Source organism: Blautia intestinihominis (assembly GCF_040096655.1).
In the GTDB taxonomy this organism is placed as follows: Bacteria; Bacillota; Clostridia; order Lachnospirales; family Lachnospiraceae; genus Blautia_A; species Blautia_A intestinihominis.
In genome coordinates this window covers 24,930-46,439 of record NZ_JBBMEI010000005.1, presented here as the reverse complement: position 1 = coordinate 46,439, position 21,510 = coordinate 24,930, and the positions used below count along the sequence as shown (strand labels likewise).

General features: G+C 45.8%; 21 protein-coding genes and 1 riboswitch. Of the genes, 5 read left to right on the top strand and 16 right to left on the bottom strand.

The window, feature by feature from the left end; all coding sequences use genetic code 11:
* Position 1: 1 nt before the first annotated feature.
* The 11 genes from WMO75_RS02905 to WMO75_RS02855 all read right to left on the bottom strand — a co-directional run bounded on the left by WMO75_RS02905 (position 2) and on the right by WMO75_RS02855 (position 9,604).
* On the bottom strand, positions 2-268 hold the full coding sequence (locus WMO75_RS02905; RefSeq protein WP_118252025.1) for a EutN/CcmL family microcompartment protein: 267 nt from the start codon (positions 266-268) through the stop codon (positions 2-4).
* Between the two features lie 76 nt (positions 269-344).
* Positions 345-956 carry a phosphate propanoyltransferase gene (locus WMO75_RS02900; protein WP_417192168.1) on the bottom strand — a complete coding sequence of 204 codons (612 nt, stop codon included), beginning with the start codon at positions 954-956 and terminating at the stop codon, positions 345-347.
* Positions 957-1,026: 70 nt separating this feature from the next.
* Positions 1,027-1,305 carry a BMC domain-containing protein gene (locus WMO75_RS02895; protein ID WP_118252026.1) on the bottom strand — a complete coding sequence of 93 codons (279 nt, stop codon included), beginning with the start codon at positions 1,303-1,305 and terminating at the stop codon, positions 1,027-1,029.
* Positions 1,306-1,485: 180 nt separating this feature from the next.
* Entirely contained in the window at positions 1,486-1,797 is a 312-nt protein-coding gene (locus WMO75_RS02890) for a BMC domain-containing protein (protein ID WP_022215768.1), read from the bottom strand.
* A gap of 42 nt (positions 1,798-1,839) precedes the next feature.
* Positions 1,840-2,115, bottom strand: a complete 276-nt coding sequence (gene pduA / locus WMO75_RS02885; protein ID WP_022215767.1) for a propanediol utilization microcompartment protein PduA — start codon at positions 2,113-2,115, stop codon at positions 1,840-1,842.
* Positions 2,116-2,179: 64 nt separating this feature from the next.
* The gene (locus WMO75_RS02880; protein ID WP_299319802.1) at positions 2,180-2,494 is read right to left on the bottom strand and encodes a BMC domain-containing protein; all 315 of its coding nucleotides are present in this window, start codon (positions 2,492-2,494) and stop codon (positions 2,180-2,182) included.
* 20 nt (positions 2,495-2,514) lie between these two features.
* A complete protein-coding gene (locus WMO75_RS02875) occupies positions 2,515-3,744 on the bottom strand; it encodes a zinc-binding dehydrogenase (RefSeq protein WP_291581909.1) in 1,230 nt (409 codons plus the stop codon).
* An 18-nt stretch (positions 3,745-3,762) separates the two neighbouring features.
* Positions 3,763-5,151, bottom strand: a complete 1,389-nt coding sequence (locus WMO75_RS02870; protein WP_291581912.1) for an aldehyde dehydrogenase family protein — start codon at positions 5,149-5,151, stop codon at positions 3,763-3,765.
* Positions 5,152-5,193: 42 nt separating this feature from the next.
* Positions 5,194-6,072 (bottom strand): class II aldolase/adducin family protein, encoded by an 879-nt coding sequence (locus WMO75_RS02865; protein ID WP_022215764.1) that lies wholly within the window; start codon positions 6,070-6,072, stop codon positions 5,194-5,196.
* 208 nt (positions 6,073-6,280) lie between these two features.
* Positions 6,281-7,072, bottom strand: a complete 792-nt coding sequence (locus WMO75_RS02860; protein ID WP_291581916.1) for a glycyl-radical enzyme activating protein — start codon at positions 7,070-7,072, stop codon at positions 6,281-6,283.
* A gap of 12 nt (positions 7,073-7,084) precedes the next feature.
* Positions 7,085-9,604, bottom strand: coding sequence for a glycyl radical protein (locus WMO75_RS02855; RefSeq protein WP_349077570.1), 2,520 nt, complete (start codon positions 9,602-9,604; stop codon positions 7,085-7,087).
* Positions 9,605-9,942: 338 nt separating this feature from the next.
* On the opposite strand from WMO75_RS02855, the gene WMO75_RS02850 reads away from it, so the two are divergent.
* The gene (locus tag WMO75_RS02850; RefSeq protein WP_349077569.1) at positions 9,943-10,656 is read left to right on the top strand and encodes a phosphatase; all 714 of its coding nucleotides are present in this window, start codon (positions 9,943-9,945) and stop codon (positions 10,654-10,656) included.
* 122 nt (positions 10,657-10,778) lie between these two features.
* On the opposite strand, the gene WMO75_RS02845 is transcribed toward WMO75_RS02850, so the two are convergent.
* Positions 10,779-11,060 carry a cysteine-rich small domain-containing protein gene (locus WMO75_RS02845; RefSeq protein ID WP_022215760.1) on the bottom strand — a complete coding sequence of 94 codons (282 nt, stop codon included), beginning with the start codon at positions 11,058-11,060 and terminating at the stop codon, positions 10,779-10,781.
* A gap of 366 nt (positions 11,061-11,426) precedes the next feature.
* Positions 11,427-11,618: riboswitch (cobalamin riboswitch) on the bottom strand.
* A 208-nt stretch (positions 11,619-11,826) separates the two neighbouring features.
* Here WMO75_RS02845 and nudC point away from each other — a divergent pair.
* From nudC to WMO75_RS02825, 4 genes are all read left to right on the top strand, one after another.
* Positions 11,827-12,675, top strand: a complete 849-nt coding sequence (gene nudC / locus WMO75_RS02840) for an NAD(+) diphosphatase (protein ID WP_303217856.1) — start codon at positions 11,827-11,829, stop codon at positions 12,673-12,675.
* Positions 12,676-12,986: 311 nt separating this feature from the next.
* Positions 12,987-14,108 carry a glycerate kinase family protein gene (locus WMO75_RS02835; protein ID WP_022215758.1) on the top strand — a complete coding sequence of 374 codons (1,122 nt, stop codon included), beginning with the start codon at positions 12,987-12,989 and terminating at the stop codon, positions 14,106-14,108.
* Between the two features lie 146 nt (positions 14,109-14,254).
* Positions 14,255-14,635, top strand: a complete 381-nt coding sequence (locus tag WMO75_RS02830; protein ID WP_291581926.1) for a diguanylate cyclase domain-containing protein — start codon at positions 14,255-14,257, stop codon at positions 14,633-14,635.
* Entirely contained in the window at positions 14,632-15,708 is a 1,077-nt protein-coding gene (locus WMO75_RS02825; RefSeq protein WP_291581929.1) for a CdaR family transcriptional regulator, read from the top strand. The genes WMO75_RS02830 and WMO75_RS02825 overlap by 4 nt, the downstream gene beginning before the upstream one ends.
* A gap of 5 nt (positions 15,709-15,713) precedes the next feature.
* Here WMO75_RS02825 and WMO75_RS02820 read toward each other — a convergent pair whose 3' ends face one another.
* The 4 genes from WMO75_RS02820 to WMO75_RS02805 form a co-directional block, all read right to left on the bottom strand.
* On the bottom strand, positions 15,714-18,137 hold the full coding sequence (locus WMO75_RS02820; protein WP_349077568.1) for a glycoside hydrolase family 3 protein: 2,424 nt from the start codon (positions 18,135-18,137) through the stop codon (positions 15,714-15,716).
* A gap of 119 nt (positions 18,138-18,256) precedes the next feature.
* On the bottom strand, positions 18,257-19,102 hold the full coding sequence (locus WMO75_RS02815) for a carbohydrate ABC transporter permease (RefSeq protein WP_118697955.1): 846 nt from the start codon (positions 19,100-19,102) through the stop codon (positions 18,257-18,259).
* Positions 19,099-20,061 carry a carbohydrate ABC transporter permease gene (locus WMO75_RS02810; protein WP_022215751.1) on the bottom strand — a complete coding sequence of 321 codons (963 nt, stop codon included), beginning with the start codon at positions 20,059-20,061 and terminating at the stop codon, positions 19,099-19,101. The genes WMO75_RS02815 and WMO75_RS02810 overlap by 4 nt, the downstream gene beginning before the upstream one ends.
* A 58-nt stretch (positions 20,062-20,119) precedes the next feature.
* Positions 20,120-21,481: an ABC transporter substrate-binding protein gene (locus WMO75_RS02805; RefSeq protein ID WP_173906768.1), complete on the bottom strand. Its 1,362-nt coding sequence runs from the start codon at positions 21,479-21,481 to the stop codon at positions 20,120-20,122.
* Positions 21,482-21,510 lie beyond the last annotated feature (29 nt).

Genomic DNA, 21,510 nt, shown 5'->3' with positions numbered 1-21,510 from the left:
GTTACTCCAATCCTGCACCATCATCGATGATTCCGACGATTGCGGCATCGATCGGTGCTGTTTCTTCACCGCAGCCAATCCTTGCTGCGCTTCCTTGTGCCACCAATACATATTCCCCGATTCCTGCGCCGATGATATCGATCGCAACGATCTGGGATAAGTCAGTTTTCATATGATGCACCGGCTCCACAATCATGAATTTCTGTCCTATTAACTTGTCACTCTTCCGCGTGGAAACCACGCTTCCAACTACTTTACCTACTATCATGTGTGTGCCTCCGCATTATTATATAATCCCCTAATGCCGGTGGCATACGCCACCGGCTGATCCAGGAGATTCGTATTTACTTTATGATGGTAACTGTATTGCCTGTGGCAATCTTTGCTGCATTCGCTTCATCTGTATCAATGTGCATTTCCAGTGTAAAGCTGTCGTCTACACGGATCGCAACATGATTGAAAATAGTTCCGCGCTCGTTATCTGCCTTGACAGAAACGATATCACCGTTCTTGACACCGGCTGCCTGTGCATCCTTAGGAGACATATGGATGTGACGCATAGCCACGATACATCCCTCTTTGAGATAGATGGCACCCTTCGGTCCAACGATCGCGATCGGTGCGCTTCCTGCAATGTCACCGGACATACGTACCGGAACATTCATTCCAAGTTTGATGGCATCTGTTGCTGATACCTCAACCTGTGTTGCACTGCGGACCGGTCCGAGTACACGGACATTCTCGATCGCACGGAGTTTCAGACCAATAATCGTAACAGTTTCGTTTGATGCGAACTGTCCGCCCATCAGATCTTTCTTCTTGGTGAGCTGATATCCAGGTCCGAATAATGTCTCTACGTGCTCTTGTGTCAGGTGAACGTGTCTTGCGGAAACTCCGATCGGAACCATGAAGCCATTGCCTTTTTCTTCTGACTGATTGATGGCGTCAATGACCATCTTTGTGATCAGTTCGATATTCTTTGATTCCAAGATTACACCTGCTTTCTTCCGTTTTCAGGATCTTTGGTTATTTGATTGACGGAAGGATTTTTTCTACGTCTGTGTGTGGTCTCGGGATTACGTGTGTAGCAACGAGTTCTCCAAGTCTGGATGCTGCTGCGCTTCCGCTCTCTACTGCAGATTTAACAGCTCCTACGTCTCCACGTACCATAACTGTTACCAGTCCGGATCCGATCTTCTCTGTTCCTACAAGTGCAACGTTAGCTGCTTTGCACATCTGGTCTGCTGCTTCGATAGCTGCTGTAAGTCCTCTGGTTTCTACCATTCCTAATGCTTCCTGTGTCATGATCATATCCTCCTTATGGATAAATAAAAATTAATTCTGGTTACTGTTCACTTCGTTCACAGCAACTTGGTCAAAATGCATTCCAAATCACCTACGGTGATAGCATTTTGCCCTGCATGTCTCGGGATTTTGCCATATTCATGGCAAAACACCTCGCGGGATATTCCCTATAAACAGTAACTAATTGTCTGCTACTTCCTGTGTTTTCTTCTTCCATCGGCTCGCACTCAGCTCTACGAGTTTGACGATCTCCTCGTGCGGCCGTGCGATCACTGCATAACTTGCCGGTTTCTTAATCGCGCCTGCAACAGCGGCTTCAACTGCTTCGTTCACCGCTGATACATCGCCCTGTATGATAAGAGTTACCAGTCGTCCGCCCAGCTTACGTTCCCATGACGCCAGCTCAACGTCTGCAGTTTTGCACATAATGTCGAGCGCGTTGATTGCGGCAACAACACCTGTGATCTCAATAAAACCATATGCTTTATTCATGAGCGAACTCCTTTTGACTGATCTGTATGTATTCCACTAAGATCAGATCTTTGGAAGAATTTTCTCTACGTCTGTGTGCGGTCTCGGGATTACGTGTGTAGCAACGAGCTCTCCAAGTCTGGATGCTGCTGCGCTTCCGCTCTCTACTGCTGCCTTAACAGCTCCTACGTCTCCACGTACCATAACTGTTACCAGTCCGGATCCGATCTTCTCTGTTCCTACAAGTGCAACTTCTGCTGCCTTTGTCATTGCATCGGCTGCTTCAATTGCAGCTGTCAGTCCTCTGGTTTCTACCATTCCTAAAGCTTCCTGTGCCATGATTTATTCCTCCTGAATCATTTCATTTCTGTTGAATTATTGCTGTACCAGGATCTAAGCTGCGTCAGCTTTTATCCAGGGCGCTGATTTTCAGCATCTTCACCGTATCCTCTGTCGGATTTGGGATCACGTAGTGCTGCACTACACCAGTTCTCCGGCTTGCTTCTGCCATTCCTGCTTCTACTGCTGCGGTCACATCCTCAACACTTCCGCGGAACTTGATGCATACCAGAAGCGGTACTGGCAGGCTGTCAGCATTTGCAGGTTTGTTCTTATCGAACACCTCCAGGCGGACATTGGCTGCCTTGCACCCTGCATCTGCCGCTACAAAGGCCGTTGCCAGCCCAAATACCTCTAAAATTCCTACAGCTTCTGCCATTTTGCTTCTCCTTTACCGGATTATTTATTAACGATGGCAATCTTAAGTCCAGTCATTGCCAGGTTTGTTTCAAGTGCTTCGTTGATCTGCTCAAGCGGGAATTTGTGTGTGATCAGATCAGACATCGGCAGTCCGATTGCTTTTGCTCTCTTAAGGAAATCAAATGTTGTAGCATAGTCTCTGAGGTTGTATACCCAGGAACCAACCAGGTTGATCTCTTTGGAGCAGAGGTCGAAGTGCGGGTTGATGGTTGCATCTCCACCGTTGATGAAGAAACCAAGTTCGCAGAGACCGCCGCCGTTGCGGATGAATTTGTAGATGTTTGCATGTGCGTGCGGGTTACCTGTGCACTGGAATGCAAAGTCTGCAAGATGTCCGTCCTGAGCTGCCTTAACAGCTTCTGTCAGGGCTTCGATTCCCTTGTGCTCTGTGAAGTCTACAGTTGCGTTTGCGCCCATTTTCTTAGCGAATTCAAGACGCTGTGCGTTTCCGTCTACTGCACAGATGTTCTGAACACCCATGGTGTGGAGAACTGCGATACAGATCAGACCGATCGGTCCACATCCCTGAACAACAACTCTGCTGTTGAATTTGAGGATGCCTGTTGTTTTTGCTCTTTCTACTGCATGTACAAGTACTGCACATGGCTCGATCAGAATACGGGAATCCAGATCCAGATCACTTACGTTGAAGAATGTGGAACCGAAGTTTCCGCCTCTGATGAAGATGTAGTCAGAGAACCATCCATTGAATTTTACATCATCGTCCGGAAGAAGTCCATAGACATCTGCTCCGCCAACGTTTTTCTTGTTGAGGTCGAACATTGTGATCTCCGGATCATCTTTGAAGATCATGCAGGTAACAACTTTGTCACCGATCTTAACCGGTTTACCAGCTGTATCAACTTTGACGTTTTTACCCATGGCAACGATCTCACCAGTTCCTTCGTGTCCGAGAACAACCGGAATAAGTCCGAACGGGTCGTTTTTGTATTCGTGTGCGTCTGTACCACAAACGCCGCATCCCTCTACTTTAACGAGGATGTCATCATCTCCAACTTCCGGAAGCGGGTACTCCTGAAGTTCGAAATGTTTTTTCTCAGTCATCATTGCAACTCTTGCAGTTTTCGGGATAGCCGGTGCTGCCGGAGTCTGAGCAGCCGGTGCTGCTGTCTGAGCCGGTGCGTTTCCGGTCATTCCGGAAAGGACCTGTTTTACGATTTCTTCAATATTTACGTTATTCATATCCATTATAAAATTTCCTCCTGATCAGCGAATGCAAAGGCTGTCTGTCATTACGCAGCGACGTCTCTTGGTAAAGGTGCTTGCACTTGTAAGTCCCTCTCCTGTACGGCTTGCAATTGTGAATGTGCAGAAACCTTCTCCACCGAATCCAAGTGCAGAGTAGGACGGGCCATTCTTAACAAGGATCGCAGTGTCGATTGCTTTCGCATATTTGGTGATGTTGTCCACATTCTTGGAATGAATGTGAGCAGAGTGACGGTTGCCATGCTCAAGCCATACAGCCTGCTCAACAGCATCGTCGAAGTCTTTTGCTCTTACAATACCAAGGATCGGCATCATAAGCTCTGTTGTGATCAGTGGATGTTCCTTCGGTCCCTCGAAGATGATGCATCGGGTATTTGCCGGTGCATTGACTCCGATCATGGAAAGAAGAGTCTTAGCATCACGTCCTACACATTTACGGTTCAGTTTGCCGCCTGCCAGAACTACGGATGTCAGTTTGTCCTGTTCTTCCTTGGAAGCCAGGTAACAGTCGTTCTCTGTCAGCATGTAGTGCATCAGTTCATCTACTACAGAAGATACTGCAACAACTTCCTTCTCTGCGATACATGGAAGGTTGTTATCGAAAGTACATCCGTTTACGATGTCCTGTGCTGCCTTACGGATATCTGCTGTCTCATCAACAACTGCCGGTGGATTACCTGCACCAGCTCCGATTCCTCTCTTACCGGAGGAAAGAACTGCTGTAACAACGCCAGGGCCGCCTGTTGCTGCGATCAGCGGGATATCTTTATGTTTCATCATGATATTGCTTGTTTCAAGGGTAGGTTTCTCTACTGTTACTGCAATGTTGTCCGGTCCGCCTGCTTCAAGGGAAGCTTCGTTTAACAGGTTGATCGCGTAAATAGAGGTCTTGACTGCTGCCGGATGCGGGTTGAATACTACTGTATTTCCGCCTGCCAGCATACCCATTGTATTGCAGAGTACTGTTTCACTCGGGTTTGTACATGGTGTGATCGCACCGATCACGCCGAACGGTCCCATCTCGATCAGTGTCAGTCCTCTGTCTCCTGACCATGCAGTTGTTGTGATGTCTTCTGTACCAGGTGTCTTGTCTGCTACCAGATGATGTTTGAGGATCTTGTCTCCTACATTACCCATTCCGGTCTCATCAACGCCCATACGAGCCAGAACTTCTGCATTTTCTTTGATTTTCTTACGGATGCAGGTGATGATTTTTTCTCTCTGATCCATGGACATTTTCTTTACGATCTGCTGTGATTTCTTTGCAGCTTCGATCGCATCGTTCATATCTTTGAAAACACCATGTTTTCCAGTTGGAGCATCTGCAATCTGCATTTTTGCCATTACTTCCTGTACAATATCCTGTACCATGCTCTCACTAATTGGCATGAGATTGTTCCTCCTTAATGTCTACCGTTTATATAGAATGGATTATTTCAGTCCGAGCTGAGCCATAACCTGTTTTGTGATGTTTGCAACCAGTTCTGCGTCTGCGTTAGCTGCCGGTGCTGCTGTAGTAGTTTCTGCTGCCGGTGCTGCTCCGCCTACGAAATCATACTGATATCCTGGGAACTGTTTGTATTCTTCGTTGTGGCATGCTCCACCGCAGTTGTGGCAGTTTACGCCGTCTTTGTTCTGGCAGAGGTTTGCAGGATGTTTGCCAGGCATACCGAATTTACGACGGATCTCATACAGTTTCTTGATGTTTTCTTTGTCGAATTCCTTCGGTCCGCCAAGGAGTTTGCTCTGATACAGAAGCTGTGCGTAGAATTCTACGGATTCCATCTTCATGTATGCAGCGTTCAGGTCTGTGCTCCATGTAAGAGCTCCGTGGTTCTCAAGAAGAACTGCGTCGAAGTATGGCAGATATTTCTCAAGGTTGTCCGGAATCTCCATTGTGGAAGGTGTACCGTACTCAGCGATCGGAACGCATCCAAGAGCGATAACAGCTTCTGGCATGATCGGCTGTGTAAGCGGGATACCAGCGATAGCGAAGGATGTTGCATAGATCGGATGAGCATGTACAACAGATCCTACGTCTGGTCTCTTCTGATATACTCTCATGTGCATTTTAATCTCAGAAGATGGTTTGAATCCCGGGTTAGCCTGGATTACGTTACCCTGAGCATCTACTTTACAGATGAACTCTGGTGTCATGAATCCTTTGGATACACCTGTTGGTGTGCAGAGGAATTCGTTGTCGTTCAGTTTTACGGAAATGTTTCCGTCGTTTGCTGCAACCATGTTACGGTTGTAGATACGTCTTCCGATGTCACAGATCTGTTTTTTGATTTCAAATTCGTTTACCATGCTTATTTTCCTCCTAAAGCAGTGTGGTTTGCCGTACCCTGGAGGCGATTAGGATAGCCCTCAGGGCATAGCTTGGGTTTTGTTTTATTTCTAAGAAGATTTTACTCCTTATAACCTGGATTGTCAAGAAATTATCGTTGTTTTATGTTGTTTTTATTGTTTCTTGAATGTTGTTTTTGTTGTTTTTCGCAACATAACTTTATTGTCCTCAGCCGCCGATCTGAACGTGCAGGGAGCTTACTGCCTCTGCCGCTCTCTTGAGGGTATTCATCTCCTCTGCGGTCGGTGGAAGGATGCCATCCATCAGATATTCTCTGCCAAGTCCGGTGTACTTATCCTGTCCGAGACGGTGATACGGAAGCAGGTGAAGCTGCTCTACTCCGGGCAGAGTATTCGCAAAGGATGCGATTCCCTGGATCTCCTCTACCGTCGCATTGAACGTCGGAATAACCGGAACTCGGATGATCAGCTTGCATTTGCCGGAAAGTGCAACCTTACGGGCATTTTCCATCATCAGATCATTCGGGCGACCAGTGAATTCCTTATGTTTTGCCGGATTGGTATGCTTCATATCCATCAGATACAGATCAAGATATGGAAGGATTTCCTCGATCACCTCAAACGGTGCACATGCCATGCTCTCCAGGGCGGTGTTGATTCCCCGCTCCTTGGCAGCTCTGAGAAGGTCTCTCGCGAACTCCGGCTGGCAGAGGCTCTCACCTCCGGAGAGGGTCAGACCGCCGCCGGAACGCCGGTAGTACGGGCGATCTTGTTCAACCACCTGGATCATCTCTTCTACTGTAACATCTCTGCCGATCACCTTGTCCTCACCGAGGACTTTCATGGTCTGGATCTTGTATTCCTGTGATTCCGGATTACAGCACCAGCGGCAGCGGAGCACACAGCCCTTCAGAAAGACGATCGTACGGATCCCCGGGCCATCGTGGACCGAATATCTCTGGATATCAAAAATACGACCTTTTGTCTGTAAATAATCCATAATATCTTCCTTTTAGAAGCCCTGCTCTGTTCTTCTGATGATATCATCCTGAAGAGAACGGGAAAGTGTTGTAAACAGTGCACTGTAGCCTGCAACACGTACAACCAGATGAGAATATTTCTCCGGATGTTTCTGCGCGTCGAGAAGAGTCTCACGGTCAACAACGTTGAACTGCATATGCATTCCCTTCTGATCAAAGAAGGTCTGGATCAGGGAAACAAACTTCTCCAGTCCTTCCCTTCCTGCCAGTGCTGACGGATGGAATTTCTGGTTGAACAGTGTTCCGTTGGATACGATGAAGTGATCCAGTCTGGAAACGGAAGTTGCTGCCGCTGTCGGTCCCTTGACATCCTTGCCTGCGGATGGAGAAACGCCATCTGCAACCGGTGTATGTGCATAACGGCCATCCGGTGTTGCACCTGTCTGTCCACCAAGCGGTACGTTTGCTGATACCGGATAAAGACCTGCCTGATACTGTCCTCCACGTGGATTGTGGTATTTCTGCATCGGGCGTGTGTATGTATAAGCTACGTCTCTTGCAAAATAGTCAACATCGTCGATCGCATTTCCGTATTTCGGAACTTCGTCGATCATGTGATGGATCTCTGTGAATCTGCGAAGCTGCTCCTCTGTAGGTTTCAGTCTCATGACTGTTGTAAGGACTGCTTTGGCTGTGTCTTCTGTGACATTCATGCCGCCGTCCTGCATTCCCTTGAGGATCATCTCGGAGATATCTTTGACTGACTGCTCATCAAGTCCTTTGTCATAGTTCCATGCAAGAGCTTCTTTGTATTCTTCCATGGAAACTTTCTTGTCTTCGTATACAAGTTTGCGGATCGCATACAGGGAATCTGCCATATTTGCGATACCGAAGCCCTGCGGTCCTGTGAAGTTGTAGATCGCGCCGCCTTCCTGAACGGAAAGTCCTCTGCTGATGCAGTCATCTACCATACAGGATTCAAATGGAAGCGGTACACGTTCTGCGTGTGCAACGTCGATCGCATTATCTGCATTTACAAGAAGGGAAATACAGTATTCCATCTGTTTCTTGTATGCGTCATAAAATTCCTCGAAGGTTGTCATCTTGGTGACATCGCCTGTCTGGATACCAACAAGCTCGCCCTTGTCCATACCATTGGAGAATACAAGTTCCAGCGGGCGGCACATATTGAAGAATGCTGCGTCATGCCATCCATCTGTCTTGCCGGCTTTCTGCGGTTCTACACATCCGATGATGTTGTATTCTCTGGCATCTGCAAGAGTCAGTCCTCTGTTCAGAAGTGCCGGGATGATAACTTCATCATTATAGTAGGCCGGAAGTCCGATACCTGTTCTTGTAAGCTCGGCTGCCTTGATCAGCAGTTCGTGCGGGGAGCCATTCCATACACGGATGGAAAGGGAAGGCATCGGCAGGTGTACATGCATAGATGCAAGGATACACATAACAGAAAGGTCATTGGTAACATCATTTCCGTCCTTGTCCTGACCACCGACGATCAGGTTCTGGAAAAGGCTGTATCCTGCAAATCCCTCTGCAGAAGCTGCATCACGGACTTTGTTGAGGTCATTCAGTTTGACCCAGATACAGTCAAGAAGTTCCTGTGCGGATTCTCTGGTGATGATGCCCTTGTCAAGATCTGCCTTATAATAAGGATACATATACTGGTCAAAACGTCCAGGGGAAATGGAATGTCCGCTGGATTCAACCTGAAGGAGCTGCTGTACAAACCAGAAGGACTGGCATGCTTCATAGAAGCTTGTTGCTCCATTTGCCGGAACACGGCTGCAGTTCTGTGAGATCTGCAGAAGTTCCTGTTTACGTGCAGGATCGGTACACTCTGCTGCCATCTGGGACGCAAGCTCTGCATAACGCTCTGCGTATTCGATGACTGCCTGGCAGGAAAGGATGACTGCCTTAAGAAAATGTGATTTCTTGACGTAATTGCCGTCTCCAACCTGACATCTGTCGAGTTCTGCCTGTGCTTTGTCGATGATTCCCTTGTAACCGATTGCAAGAACTTCTTCATATTTAACAGTTACATGTCCGACACCGTTGTAAAAATAGTTGCCTGGTGTAAAAATATTGTGTTCGATTGCTCTGATTGCTTCCGGCGCCATGTAGGAGGTTGCAAGTTCGCTGGAGGTTTTGCCCTTCCAGTATTTATGTACTTCTCTTAACTCCTGCTTGGTCTCCTCAGCAATGTAAAACGGGTCTGCGCTCCTCGTTTCAACCGTATCCAGTTCATCCTCCAGCCACTGGTAGGAAAATTCCGGGAAAGTCTGACATCCTCGCGGTGCGATCGTGCTGCTTCCAACAATCAGTTCGTTGTCACGGATGATGATCGGGATATTACGGAGAATGTGGGCAAAAGCTTCTGCACGTCTGGTGATCGTAGGCTGTCCCTCTGTGGCCTTGTACGATTCTGTGATAAGCTTCGCCCTTGCAGATTCGATAACCGGCATGTGGGCATAAAGTGCCTCAACCAGTTTCGGAATTCTGGATGACTTTGGAATATCTGTGGTATTAAACATCTCCACACTTCTCCTTTCTTATGGTGTCTCAAACGCCATATCTCATATGTATCAGCGGATGTGCCACTGGCACCTTCAAAAGGCGCTATGACGCCACGATTCATATAGAATCATTATACTCTACCCACCCTCGCATGTCAACGGAATCCAACAGTATTTATCGGTTTTTTGTGCGGGTTTTGTTGTGGTTTTTGTTTGTTTTGTGTTGGTTTTTATTTGGAATTTGATTTTTGAGTTGACTTTTGGATTTTGAACTGCCATACTGAAGTCAGTATAGTTTTTGTTGCTGTAAATGAAGTTGGCAGTGACAATTTTTTCTGATCAGAGGAGGAACAAAAATGTATCTTTCTGATGTACATACACATTCAATCGCAAGCGGGCACGGAACGACCTGTACTGTTTCTGATATGGCAAAAGCGGCTTCAAAGAAGGGCCTTAAACTGCTCGGGATCACAGACCATGGACCTGGCACACTTGCCGCGGGAACTTCTTCTTATTTCAGAAGTCTTTCTTATTCTCCCAAGAAACGCTTTGGGATTGAATTATTGTTTGGAGTTGAACTGAATATCCTTGATGTTGATGGACATGTAGATTTAAGTGATGAACTTCTTGACAAACTGGATTACGCGATCGCGAGCATGCACGCGCAAAATTATAAGAGTGGTTCTGTAAAAGAAAATACAAGTGCTTACCTGAACGCTATGAAGCATCCCTGCGTCAAAATCCTCGGACATTGCGATAATCCGCATTTTCCAGCAGATTATGAGACACTTGCAGTCGCAGCAAAAGAATTCGGAGTGATCTTTGAAATCAACGAAGCCTCCCTCGCCCCCTACGGCTACCGAGGAGACACCCGAGCCAACAACCGCGAGATCCTGCGCTGCTGCCGCAAATACAACATCCCGATCGTCCTCCCCAGCGACAGCCACGGCACAGAACACATCGGAGACTTCACCTGTGCCGCCGAATTCGTGCATGAAGAAATGTTCCCGGAGGAACTGATCTTGAATAATCAGATTCCAAGGTTGAAAATGATATTAGAAGAGAGATAATGAGTCTCCCACACACCGGTCCCTAATCTGCCGCCCTACGGGCGGCGTTCAGGGGCCACACCCCGGTGAGCGAATGTCATCCGTACAGGAGGTGTTTCTCCGTAGGCGTCCCCATTCCTCACCTACCCCATCTTCTTCATCAACTCCACCAACTCCGCATACTTCCCAGTCACATACCCATAATTCTTCCTCTTATGCGGCAGCTGACAATCCGTGCAGTCCTTAAATCCCTTATCCGTAAACTTAAAATTCCCGCCACATTTATCACCCAGTGCATACAACGGGCAATAACAAAACAGACAATTAAAGTTCTCCGGGTCTGCCCCTTTATGGCATGGAAAATATTCACACTCCTTATTGCTGAAATAGGAATAATGTTTCCCTTCCCAATACGGTTTCTCCATAATATTCACCTCCATCCCCTTTTCATCCTATTATATCCTATAAGAAGATATAAAAAAAGCAGCTATGATCAATGTCATGCTGTCATTCAAACATTCTTATAGAGGATTTGCGATGCTGCTCCGGGGTAGACAATGAATCCGTTCAAATATGCGGAGGGAACGAATGCATCCGAAGCAGTATCGCCTGCCATTTAATCATACCCTTAATGGGTTACCATGCTCTGCGGCGGCCACCGCAATTACAAGCATGAGGTATAATTCATACGAACAGGCGAATTCCATAAAAAAATGCCTGCTTCCAATAAGCAGACAACACTCTGGGACTGCGGATATCCCTAAGTTGGTTGTTACACTTTACACGGAAGTTTAACCTCGCCATACAAAGCAGGTTTCCTGACTTCAGGATCATCGCTTGCCTTCCCCTTCTCATACTATGTACAATGGGATAATGAAGGTTCGCTCCTCTGTTACAGTGACCGGATCGCTCAGGACTCTCACCTGATTCCCTCTTCTGACTGCTACGCGGACACAGCCAGCACTTCATATGTTCAATATGGAATTATACTGACATTATAATAGCATACCCTTTGGTCATTGTCAATAGTATCTGATACTTTTTTCACAAATTCATAAGTAAAAAGTTATAATCTCTTTTCACACCCGTTTTTTCTCTGTGTTGCATTTTTTCTGCGTGTGTCCTATACTGAATTATATTTTCCGGTCCTGCATGACCACTACGTAGTTATCACCAAAAGGAGGATTTTTTATGATTCAGGATATCGCACCGCATACTTATCACAATGAATATAAACCAGTCACACCGGATGGCAACAGCATCATTCTCGCTTACGAAAATGGAAAGTGTTTCTTCCATAAAAAAGAAGATGACGTTTCCATCTCTCTTCCACGTTTTCGCGAACTGGAAGGAAATGTAAGCGATCTGTACGAAAATTATATCTATCTTTTTTCCATTGATCAGGAACGTTTTTATCTGATCCCGGGACTTGATACATCCCTGCTGCCGGGCTATGAATTCCATGAAACAAGAGAGCTTCGTTATGTCCAGCCACAGTATCTTGCTTTCGCCACAGTCACTGGATATCAGCTCTGGTTCTGGTACAAAAATCGGCGTTTCTGCGGATGCTGTGGAAAACCAATGAAGCATGACACAAAAGAGCGTATGATGTACTGCCCTTCCTGCGGCCGTCGGGAATACCCGGTACTTATGCCGGCTGTCATCGTCGGCATCACAAACGGTGACAAGATCATTTGTTCCAAATATGAAGGCCGGAGTTTTAAACAATATGCTCTGATCGCCGGATTTGCAGAAATTGGGGAAACCATTGAAGAGACCGTCCAGCGTGAGGTCATGGAAGAGGTCGGCCTTAAAGTCAAAAATCTTCGTTATTACAAGAGCCAGCCATGGTCCTTCTCCGGCACTTTACTTTTCGGATTTTTCTGTGATGTAGACGGAGATGATACTCTCACGGTGGATCACGAAGAGCTTTCCATAGCACAGTGGTTTGAGCGTGATCAAATTATCGGTCAGGACAACAACAGCAGTCTTACCAACGAGATGATGATGGTATTTGCTGCTGGAAAAGAACCAAAATAAAGAATAGACAAACGTGGTATCTGTTTTTACAAGCAGACACCACGTTCAGACTATCGCATTATACTCATCATGCAGATCTGCACTTTACAATTCTTTTATCCGCTTCATTTCAAATATTTTGTTATATAGTATATATATTTCGTAAATTTATCTTTATTTTTCAGTATCAAAGACATATCTTTTTCATCCCGCACATGCTATAGTAACATCATCAAAGCTGTTCAGTTCCTCCAATCACCTTACACATTTGCGTTTACTGCCTGAGCAGCTTTTTCAAAAAAACATTCACATTACCAACAGGGGGTTTTGTTATGAAAGTTGTAGTTGCTGTTGATTCATTTAAAGGAAGCATGACTTCCATGGAAGCCGGCATGGCTGTCAAAGCCGGCGTTCTTGCCGCACATAAAGATGCAGAAGTGATCGTCAAACCACTGGCTGACGGCGGCGAGGGAACTACGGATGCCCTGATCGAAGGGCTGAATGGAGAACGTGTCGATGTCACAGTTACCGGACCTTATCATGAACCGGTCAACGCATATTATGGTTATCTCAAGGACACCAACACTGCTGTCATGGAGATGGCTTCTGCCGCCGGGATCACGATCTCCGAGCAGAAAGATCCTATGATCGCTACCACTTACGGTGTCGGTGAAATGATCCTTCACGCCATCAACAAGGGAATCCGCAATTTCATCATCGGAATCGGCGGCAGTGCTACCAATGACGGTGGGATCGGAATGCTTAAGGCTCTTGGATTTACTTTCCTTGACAAAGACGGTCAGGACACCGGCGAAGGCGGACAGGCGCTTGCCAAAGTGGCTTCCGTCAGACTTTCCGACAATGCTGAGCTTCTCTCCCAGTGTAATTTCAAGATCGCATGTGATGTCACAAACCCGCTCTGCGGCTTCCAGGGTGCCACTTACATCTATGGTCCGCAGAAAGGCGTTACTTCCGAAATGCTTCCGGTCCTCGATGCCGGAATGGAAAACTATGCAAAAGTTACCTCACAGACCATCGGAAAAGACAACATGAACGCATCCGGTGCAGGTGCCGCAGGCGGACTTGGTTTTGCATTCTTAAGCTACTTAAACGGAGAACTGACTCCTGGCATCCAGCTTATCCTGAATGCTGTCCATCTTGAGGACGAAATGAAAAACGCCGATGTTGTCGTAACCGGTGAGGGTCGTCTGGATCATCAGACCGCCATGGGAAAAGCTCCTGTAGGCGTCGCAAAACTCGGCAAAAAATATGGTGCAAAAACCGTCGCTTTTGCAGGAAGCGTCACAAAAGAAGCCGTTGCCTGCAACGAAGCCGGTATTGATGCATTTTTTCCGATCGTCCGTGGAATCTCCACCCTCAGTGAAGCCATGGATCCGGCTACTGCCAAAGCCAATATGGCTGCAGCGGTGGAACAGGTATTCCGTCTGCTTTAACTTTGTCCCTTTTCTCCCTTTGCCCGCTGGTCCCTCTCCCGTATGCCAGCGGGCTTTTTTGCGTATAAAACTGGTATTTTGGCGGCTGATTCGTTATAATATGAAGAACGGGTTTTTTACTATATAAAATAATGGGGTATTTTATCATGAAAAAAATAGCACTTATCACAGACGGCTGGAAACGTTACGTTACCTATGCCTGGGTAGAGGGATACCGCCGCATTGCTTCCGTTCTCCGGCAGAACTGTCCTGTCGGTTCCATATGTATGCGCTATGGTGGCGACGAGTTTGTATGTGTCGTTCCTGATCTTGACATAAGAAAGCTTCATCAACTGGAACAAAATATCCAGCACGCTCTGGCTGAACTTTCTTCTGCCAGTCATTTCTCGTTTCCAATTGAAGCAAGCATTGGCAGTGTCATCGCTGACGATCCTGTATTCTCTCTCAATGACTATATCAATCTCGCCGACCAGAAAATGTACCAGACTAAAAAAGCCCACAAAGCAGCACGAGGAGCAACACCATGACACCTTACATCACCAGAGCACTCGCACAGCAGATCGTAGATACCGTCCGGGATCTGTGCGGACAGAACGTGAATTTCATTGACTGTTCCGGGACGATTTTTGCCAGCACAGATGCGACACGCATCGGGACCTTTCATGAAATCGGACAGCAGACGGCCGAGCGCGGTACTGTGATCGAAGTTCGGGAAAATGACCGTTTTACCGGCACACAGCAGGGTGTCAATCTTCCTGTCTACCATAATCACAAGATGATCGCCGTCATCGGTATCACCGGAAATCCCGATGAAGTACGCAAATATGCCAAACTGGCTGAACGGATCACCCGGCTTTTGATCCGTGAGAAGGAACTGGACGCTTTTAACCGCACAGAATCTGACAAAAAAAGCTATATCCTGCGCGGGCTGATCGACCATGAGGATATCCACCCGGATTATCTCAGAGAAAATCTAACCCGGTGGAACATCAGTGAAAAAAAGTCCTGGCAGCTTCTTCGCCTGAAAATCCATTCTGACGATGGACCTGTACTCTCCGCTTCTCTGGACACTGCCATCTCCCGGCTTTTTCAGAAGCTTGACAGCCAGCTTTTTACTTTTGTGTACCCGGATGAGTATCTTGCTGTCATCGAGGACAAAGTTTTCCACCGACAAAGACAGATTCTGGTGGATTTCGCACTGAAATATACAGGCACTCTGTGCATAGCTGTGGGAAACCCGTCCTTGATCCATGAGATCGCAGATTCTGCTTTTTCTGCCGAGATCGCGATGAAATCCATGCCCGCCGGATGTAATTATGCAGAGGCTTCCTCCCTGGATCTGGAACTGATCCTCGCCTCCATAAACTCCCGCAACAAAAAAGTCTTCCTGGAGAAAACCCTCGATAAGCTTTCTCCGGAAGACCTTGAATTACTTCGTATTTACTTTTCCTGTGACATGTCCCTCAAAAAGACCTGCGAGGAAACGTATCTGCATAAGAATACGATCCAGTATCGGCTCAATCATATCCATAAGAAATGCGGATACAACCCGCGGGAGTTTCAGGATGCTGTGCGGCTGTATCTGGCACTGAAGATGTAACAATTCTATGCCAGCTGACTGATCAGTTTAAGAATCCTGCCTGCACAGGAACGGATTTCTTCTTCTGTAAGATCTCCGTTTCTGTATGCTTTACGAATACTCTCGGCATCTTCTGCATTTCCAGGCATGATAATGTCATTTCCTGCCGCAGCACATTTCCATGCAACACTTCCATCTTCCGGTACGGTTGTATTCCAGTCAGACATGATAACTCCATCAAATCCCCACTCTTTCCGGGCAATTCTGGTACACAGATCTTTGCTGTTCGCCGCATGCACTCCATTGACAAGATTGTAAGAAGACATGATTGCTGCCGGCTGACCCTCTTTCACTGCAATTTCAAATCCACGAAGATAAATTTCTCTGAGTGTCCTCTCTGAAATCTTTACATCCACCCCCATGCGGTTGTCTTCCTGATTATTACATGCAAAATGCTTAATTGTAACACCGCATCCCTTACGGCACTGCACACCTTTTGTTACAGATGCTGCCAGCGTTCCTGAGAGGAACGGATCTTCTGAATAATACTCAAAATTTCGTCCACAAAGAGGATTTCTGTGGATATTCAGACCCGGTGCCAGCCACAGATTGACGTGAAATGCTTCCATCTCAAGTGCAACCGCTTCTCCAAATCTCTGCATCAGATCTCTGTTCCATGTCTGAGCCATTACAGTTCCTACCGGGAATGCAGTGCAGTACTGATAATACTGGTCAGCACCCTCATGCTCTTCTCTGTCTACCAGGAAGCCATTCTCCAGTGCCCCCAGTACACCAATTCCATAAACGGTATCTGTTGCCCTGTCCACTTCATAGTGCTGCTGCAATCGGATACCTGCCGGCCCGTCTGCCATGATCAGCGATGGAATACCATACTTGTCAAGAAGTCCTTCTGTTGTCTCACCTGCGGTTCCTGGAACGCGGATTCCTGCTGCCCCCAGAGTACTTGTTGTTTCTGCAATATTTCCGTAGAGAAGAGGAAGCAGATCTTCTGCCATCTGTTCCGTGGCATAAGCTGATCTGTATATTTTTTTCTCTTCTGGATGCGGTGTAAAAACAATACAATGGCTGTTATCTGCCGTTGTTTTTCTGCATTCGTACGTTTTCCACAGTTCTTCTTCTATCTCTGCTGTGTTTTCCAGAACACAGGTATCCTCCAACGATACACTTTGCTCTACTTTCACAGTGCTGCTGTATTCGAGAGATACAGAACTGTTTCCGGTCCAGATACCATAGGTTCCTTTTTCTACGATCCACTGATGTTTTTCCTCAGAAAAATATGCCAGTTCTTTCTGTCCAACTGTGATCTTCAATGTTTCAGCTTCTCCCGGCTGCAAAAGCTTTGTTTTTGCATACCCAACGAGACGGCGATATTCTTTCTTTACCTCTGTCTGAGGAAGAGATGCATAAATCTGCACAACTTCTTTTCCTGCATAAGTATCTCCGATATTAGTAACTTTCATTTCAACTGTAAGTTCTTTCTCCGAAGTCTCAATCCCTTTGAATTCTATTTTAAACTCTGTATAGGACAGTCCGAATCCAAACGGAAACAGTGGCTTTTTGCCAAAGCTGTCAAAATAACGGTATCCGACAAAAATCCCTTCTTTGTACTCTTCGGTATCCAGATTTCCATTCAGATAACTGTAATCCTCTGCAAAAGGGCAGTCTTCATATCTTCTCGCCCAGGTTGTCGTCAGTTTCGCACTTGGTACACAGTTTCCCAGCAGGATGTCTGCAACCGCATATCCACTCTCCTGCCCCGGCTGGGAAATATTAAGGATTGCCTTTATGTTCTCTGTATTTTCCAGAATGTCAGTCAGTTCGATCGGACCACCCGCATTCAGAAGCAGGATGACCGGAATCTTTTTTTCATTCAGGAAAAAAAGATCTGCTGCTTCTCTTTCACTCAGATAATAGTCTCCTTTTACCCTGCGGCGGTCTTTACCCTCTCCGGAAATACGACTGAGCACATACACAGCTGCTTTTGCATCTGCTATATCCTTTGCTTCAACAGCCCGTCCTTCCGGAAGAATAAAAGGGTTGCTTGCGTATGCATCAAATGGATTATCTACGTGCTTTGCATCCTCAAGGATTTTTTCTTTCCAGACATTTCGTGCGTTTTTATAACGTTCTTCATAATCCTCCAGCCAGTCCTCGCTGGTAATAGTCACACCTGCTTCTTTCATTCCCTGATAAATGGAAATATTTTCTCTGTTATTTACATCACCGGAACCAATTCCGCCTTTAATAGTCTTTTCTGCCCCACTTCCAAGCAGTGCAATAGCTGAAGCTGTGGAAAGAGGAAGTACTCCTTCGTTTTTCAGAAGTACAATACCTTCCACCGCCGCTTCTCTTGCCAGAGTCCGGTGTCTGATTTCAAGTTCAGACAGACTCTGATCCATACTTCCACTGTGTCCCCATACATCTTTCATATATAATCCTCCTGCTAACGTTTGAATTTATTTTATACAACAAAAGAACGACAGCATTCTTTATCCTTTATGCAAGAATATCCTGCCGCGTTCTTCTGATTGATGATAACTTTTATTTTTTACTCTTTTACGCCACCCAGCGTAACACCTGCGATGATATATTTTGACAGAAGCAGATAAACAATAATGATCGGTACGATAGCAACAGTGATCATCATGTAAATCTTACCCATATCAAAGTTCATGTAATCAGCACCTCGTAATGTTGCAATCAGGATCGGAACCGTCATCTTGTTCTTGGACTGGATAACCAATGCCGGTACGAAGTAGTTGTTCCATGATCCAACAAAGGTAAAGATTGCCTGAACTGCGATCGCCGGTTTCATGATTGGAAGTACAATACGGTTGAATGTATGGAACTCTCCAGATCCGTCAATTCTGGCAGCTTCCACCAGTGACAGCGGAAGAGAAGATTGTAAATAACTGTACATAAAGTAAAATACTGCCGGTGAAGCAATGGACGGAATAATCAGCGGAAGAAGTGAATCATACATTCCCATCTTTGTGATCAGTCTCAGGAATCCCATTGCAGTTACCTGTGTCGGCATAACAAGGATTGCCATGATGAAAGTAAAAGCAACTTTCTTTCCCTTGAAATCATAAGCATAAATGCCATATGCAGTCAGGGAAGAAAAGTATGTACATAATGCTGCAGAGCATCCGGACACGATCACACTGTTAATGATTCCTCTGAACATTGGAAAGCTTCCATCATTTGCCACACTTCTCAGGTTATCCAGAAAATGTTTACCCGGAATGATAGAAAAGCCTTTCTGCAGTTCTGCATGTGAATGCGTTGCATTGATAAGCAGAATCGCAAAGAAAAACAGACACATAAAAGATAAGAGAATGAGTACAATATGTGCGAAAATGCTCATCACACGTTTTCCTGAATTTGTTTTCATGATCTTGCTCTTCTCCTTTCTTCTTTTGCACGTTTCTTAGCTGCCTTTTTTGAACCATCTGGATCGTTGTCATTGGTCATTCTGTAAACAAAGAAGCAGAGGATACCACTGATGATGAACAGGTAAACAGATAATGCACCTGCCATTCCATAATTCTTGCTCTTCAGATGACTGTTCAGGAACATGATCAGTGTCATGGATGTTCTGTCCGGGTTACCCTGTCCGTTTGTCAGGATCTGAGGAACATCAAACATCTGAAGACCACCGATGATAGATGTGATCAGTGTGTATGCAAGGATCGGACGGATCATTGGCAGTGTAATATAGAAAAATCTCTGAATTCCATTGCATCCATCCAGATCAGCAGCCTCATAGACCTCCACACTTACACCCATAACTGCCGCCATCAGCATGATCGTTGTATTTCCAAACCACATCATAAAGTTCATAAATCCGATCAGTCCTCTTGTTCCCAGAACAGAACCCAGGAAATCAATCGGTGCTTTCAGAACACCCAGAGACAGCAGAATAGAGTTGACCGGACCATTGGTAGAGAACATCGTAAAGAATAATAAGGCAAATGCAGACGCCATGATCAGGTTCGGCAGATAAATAACTACTTTAAAGAACTGTTTGCCGTGGATCTTCATTCGAAGATCTGTAAACCAGCAGGCAAGTACAAGTGCAACCACGATCTGCGGAACAAAACCGATCAGCCACAGGATCAATGTGTTTTTTCCATACAGGAACATATCTGATTTCAAAAGACTGATGTAGTTTTTCATGCCGACAAAATTCGGACCTACTACCTTGATACCCGAACGATAATATTCGAAAAAGCTGTATCTTACAGTATCGATCAAAGGAATAAGAGAAAATATCAGATACGCGATAAAAAATGGAAGAATAAATAACAAGCCCCATTTTCCGTAATCAATATTTTTTTTCTTTTTTTTCATAAATGCCTTTCCTTTCCAATAAACAGCAGGGCACTCTGTACCCTGCTGATCTGATCATTTATTCCGGCCACTGTACTTCTGTGATTTCCGGATAACGTTCCATGATTGCTGTTTCAAAGTTTGATTTTGCTTTGTCAAACTCAACATTTCCCTGGAAATAATCGCTGAAAGCATTCTGGATCAGTTCTACACAGCCCTGATCATAAGGGGAAAGCGGGGCAATTTTGATGTTTTCTGCAACCGGTGCAAAATATTCAAATGGATTCTGTCCACCGAGGAAATCAGAAGCGAATGCATCGTCAGAAGCAGCCTCCTGCATACCGGATTTTGTATTTGTAAAGTCAGCATAGTCCTGGGAAATCTTTAACAGGTTGTCTTTGTTTCCAGTCAGAGCAAGGATAATATCTTTTGCATGTTCCGTGTTGTCTGTTCCTGTTGCTACATGGATATAAGATCCGCCCCAGTTGTATTCCTGCGGTGGGTTTGTAACAGCCCAGGCACCGTCTTCGCCATCCCAGTTTGGTTTCAGGGTAAAGTCAATTCCCCATGCCGGGAACAGGAATGCGAATACTTTGGAGTCAGAGCTCATAGCTTTGTTCCAGTCATCGTTCCACTGACCTTTTACAGTTTTGTTCAGATATCCTGCATCCAGCCATTCTTTTGAATCACTTATCCAATCCATGATCTTCTGGTCAACTTTGATCGTTGTGCTTCCCGGCTCTACCCATGAATTTTCGATGCTGTTTCCATACAGACGGAATGTATCTGCATAAGAAGCAAATGTGTAGTATCCTTTTGCTTTCAGTTCTTCTGCTGTTGCTTTTGTTGTATCCCAGTCCTTTAATTTCTCGCCTACTGCTTCCGGATCATCTGTTCCAAATACATCTTTTGCGATGTCACGACGATATACCAGAGTTCCCGGGCAGCACTGCCATGTAGAACCTCTCTGTACTCCATCAGTGTCAGATGCTGTTGTTTTTGTAAAATCATACTGATCTGCAAGATCTTTGTCAGGATCAATTCCGAGGTCTTTAAGCGGAATTGCCACATCTGCATCTTTGTCTGTATATTTATTTACATAGTCTGTCTCTGACAGGAAAATATCTACTTTGTCATCGTCTGCCGCATCCGCCTGGTTCATCAATGCTTCATCCAGTTTTTGCTGGTAAACGCCATCCTGATTCGGGTTAATGACCCAGTGAATCTCTGTTCCATCTTTCAGTGTTGTAACTGTTCCATCCTTTGATGTAGATTCTACTTCCGGATATACAGCTTCCAATCTCTGACGAAATTCATCATTCCAGGAATAAATATTGATCACTTTTCCTTCTCCGGAATCCGCACTTACTACAGTTGCTGCTGAGAGTGTTCCTGCAACAACTGCTGCTGTCAGGATTACAGATACAAATTTTCTTTTCATTAAAAATTCCTCCTTGTTCAAAGCATTTT

Coding starts and splice junctions, on each gene's coding strand:
- WMO75_RS02905 (WP_118252025.1), bottom strand. CDS start 268: ATGATAGTAGGTAAAGTAGTTGGAAGCGTGGTTTCCACGCGGAAGAGT.
- WMO75_RS02900 (WP_417192168.1), bottom strand. CDS start 956: ATGGTCATTGACGCCATCAATCAGTCAGAAGAAAAAGGCAATGGCTTC.
- WMO75_RS02895 (WP_118252026.1), bottom strand. CDS start 1,305: ATGACACAGGAAGCATTAGGAATGGTAGAAACCAGAGGACTTACAGCA.
- WMO75_RS02890 (WP_022215768.1), bottom strand. CDS start 1,797: ATGAATAAAGCATATGGTTTTATTGAGATCACAGGTGTTGTTGCCGCA.
- pduA (WP_022215767.1), bottom strand. CDS start 2,115: ATGGCACAGGAAGCTTTAGGAATGGTAGAAACCAGAGGACTGACAGCT.
- WMO75_RS02880 (WP_299319802.1), bottom strand. CDS start 2,494: ATGGCAGAAGCTGTAGGAATTTTAGAGGTATTTGGGCTGGCAACGGCC.
- WMO75_RS02875 (WP_291581909.1), bottom strand. CDS start 3,744: ATGGATATGAATAACGTAAATATTGAAGAAATCGTAAAACAGGTCCTT.
- WMO75_RS02870 (WP_291581912.1), bottom strand. CDS start 5,151: ATGCCAATTAGTGAGAGCATGGTACAGGATATTGTACAGGAAGTAATG.
- WMO75_RS02865 (WP_022215764.1), bottom strand. CDS start 6,072: ATGGTAAACGAATTTGAAATCAAAAAACAGATCTGTGACATCGGAAGA.
- WMO75_RS02860 (WP_291581916.1), bottom strand. CDS start 7,072: ATGGATTATTTACAGACAAAAGGTCGTATTTTTGATATCCAGAGATAT.
- WMO75_RS02855 (WP_349077570.1), bottom strand. CDS start 9,604: ATGTTTAATACCACAGATATTCCAAAGTCATCCAGAATTCCGAAACTG.
- WMO75_RS02850 (WP_349077569.1), top strand. CDS start 9,943: ATGTATCTTTCTGATGTACATACACATTCAATCGCAAGCGGGCACGGA.
- WMO75_RS02845 (WP_022215760.1), bottom strand. CDS start 11,060: ATGGAGAAACCGTATTGGGAAGGGAAACATTATTCCTATTTCAGCAAT.
- nudC (WP_303217856.1), top strand. CDS start 11,827: ATGATTCAGGATATCGCACCGCATACTTATCACAATGAATATAAACCA.
- WMO75_RS02835 (WP_022215758.1), top strand. CDS start 12,987: ATGAAAGTTGTAGTTGCTGTTGATTCATTTAAAGGAAGCATGACTTCC.
- WMO75_RS02830 (WP_291581926.1), top strand. CDS start 14,255: ATGAAAAAAATAGCACTTATCACAGACGGCTGGAAACGTTACGTTACC.
- WMO75_RS02825 (WP_291581929.1), top strand. CDS start 14,632: ATGACACCTTACATCACCAGAGCACTCGCACAGCAGATCGTAGATACC.
- WMO75_RS02820 (WP_349077568.1), bottom strand. CDS start 18,137: ATGAAAGATGTATGGGGACACAGTGGAAGTATGGATCAGAGTCTGTCT.
- WMO75_RS02815 (WP_118697955.1), bottom strand. CDS start 19,102: ATGAAAACAAATTCAGGAAAACGTGTGATGAGCATTTTCGCACATATT.
- WMO75_RS02810 (WP_022215751.1), bottom strand. CDS start 20,061: ATGAAAAAAAAGAAAAAAAATATTGATTACGGAAAATGGGGCTTGTTA.
- WMO75_RS02805 (WP_173906768.1), bottom strand. CDS start 21,481: ATGAAAAGAAAATTTGTATCTGTAATCCTGACAGCAGCAGTTGTTGCA.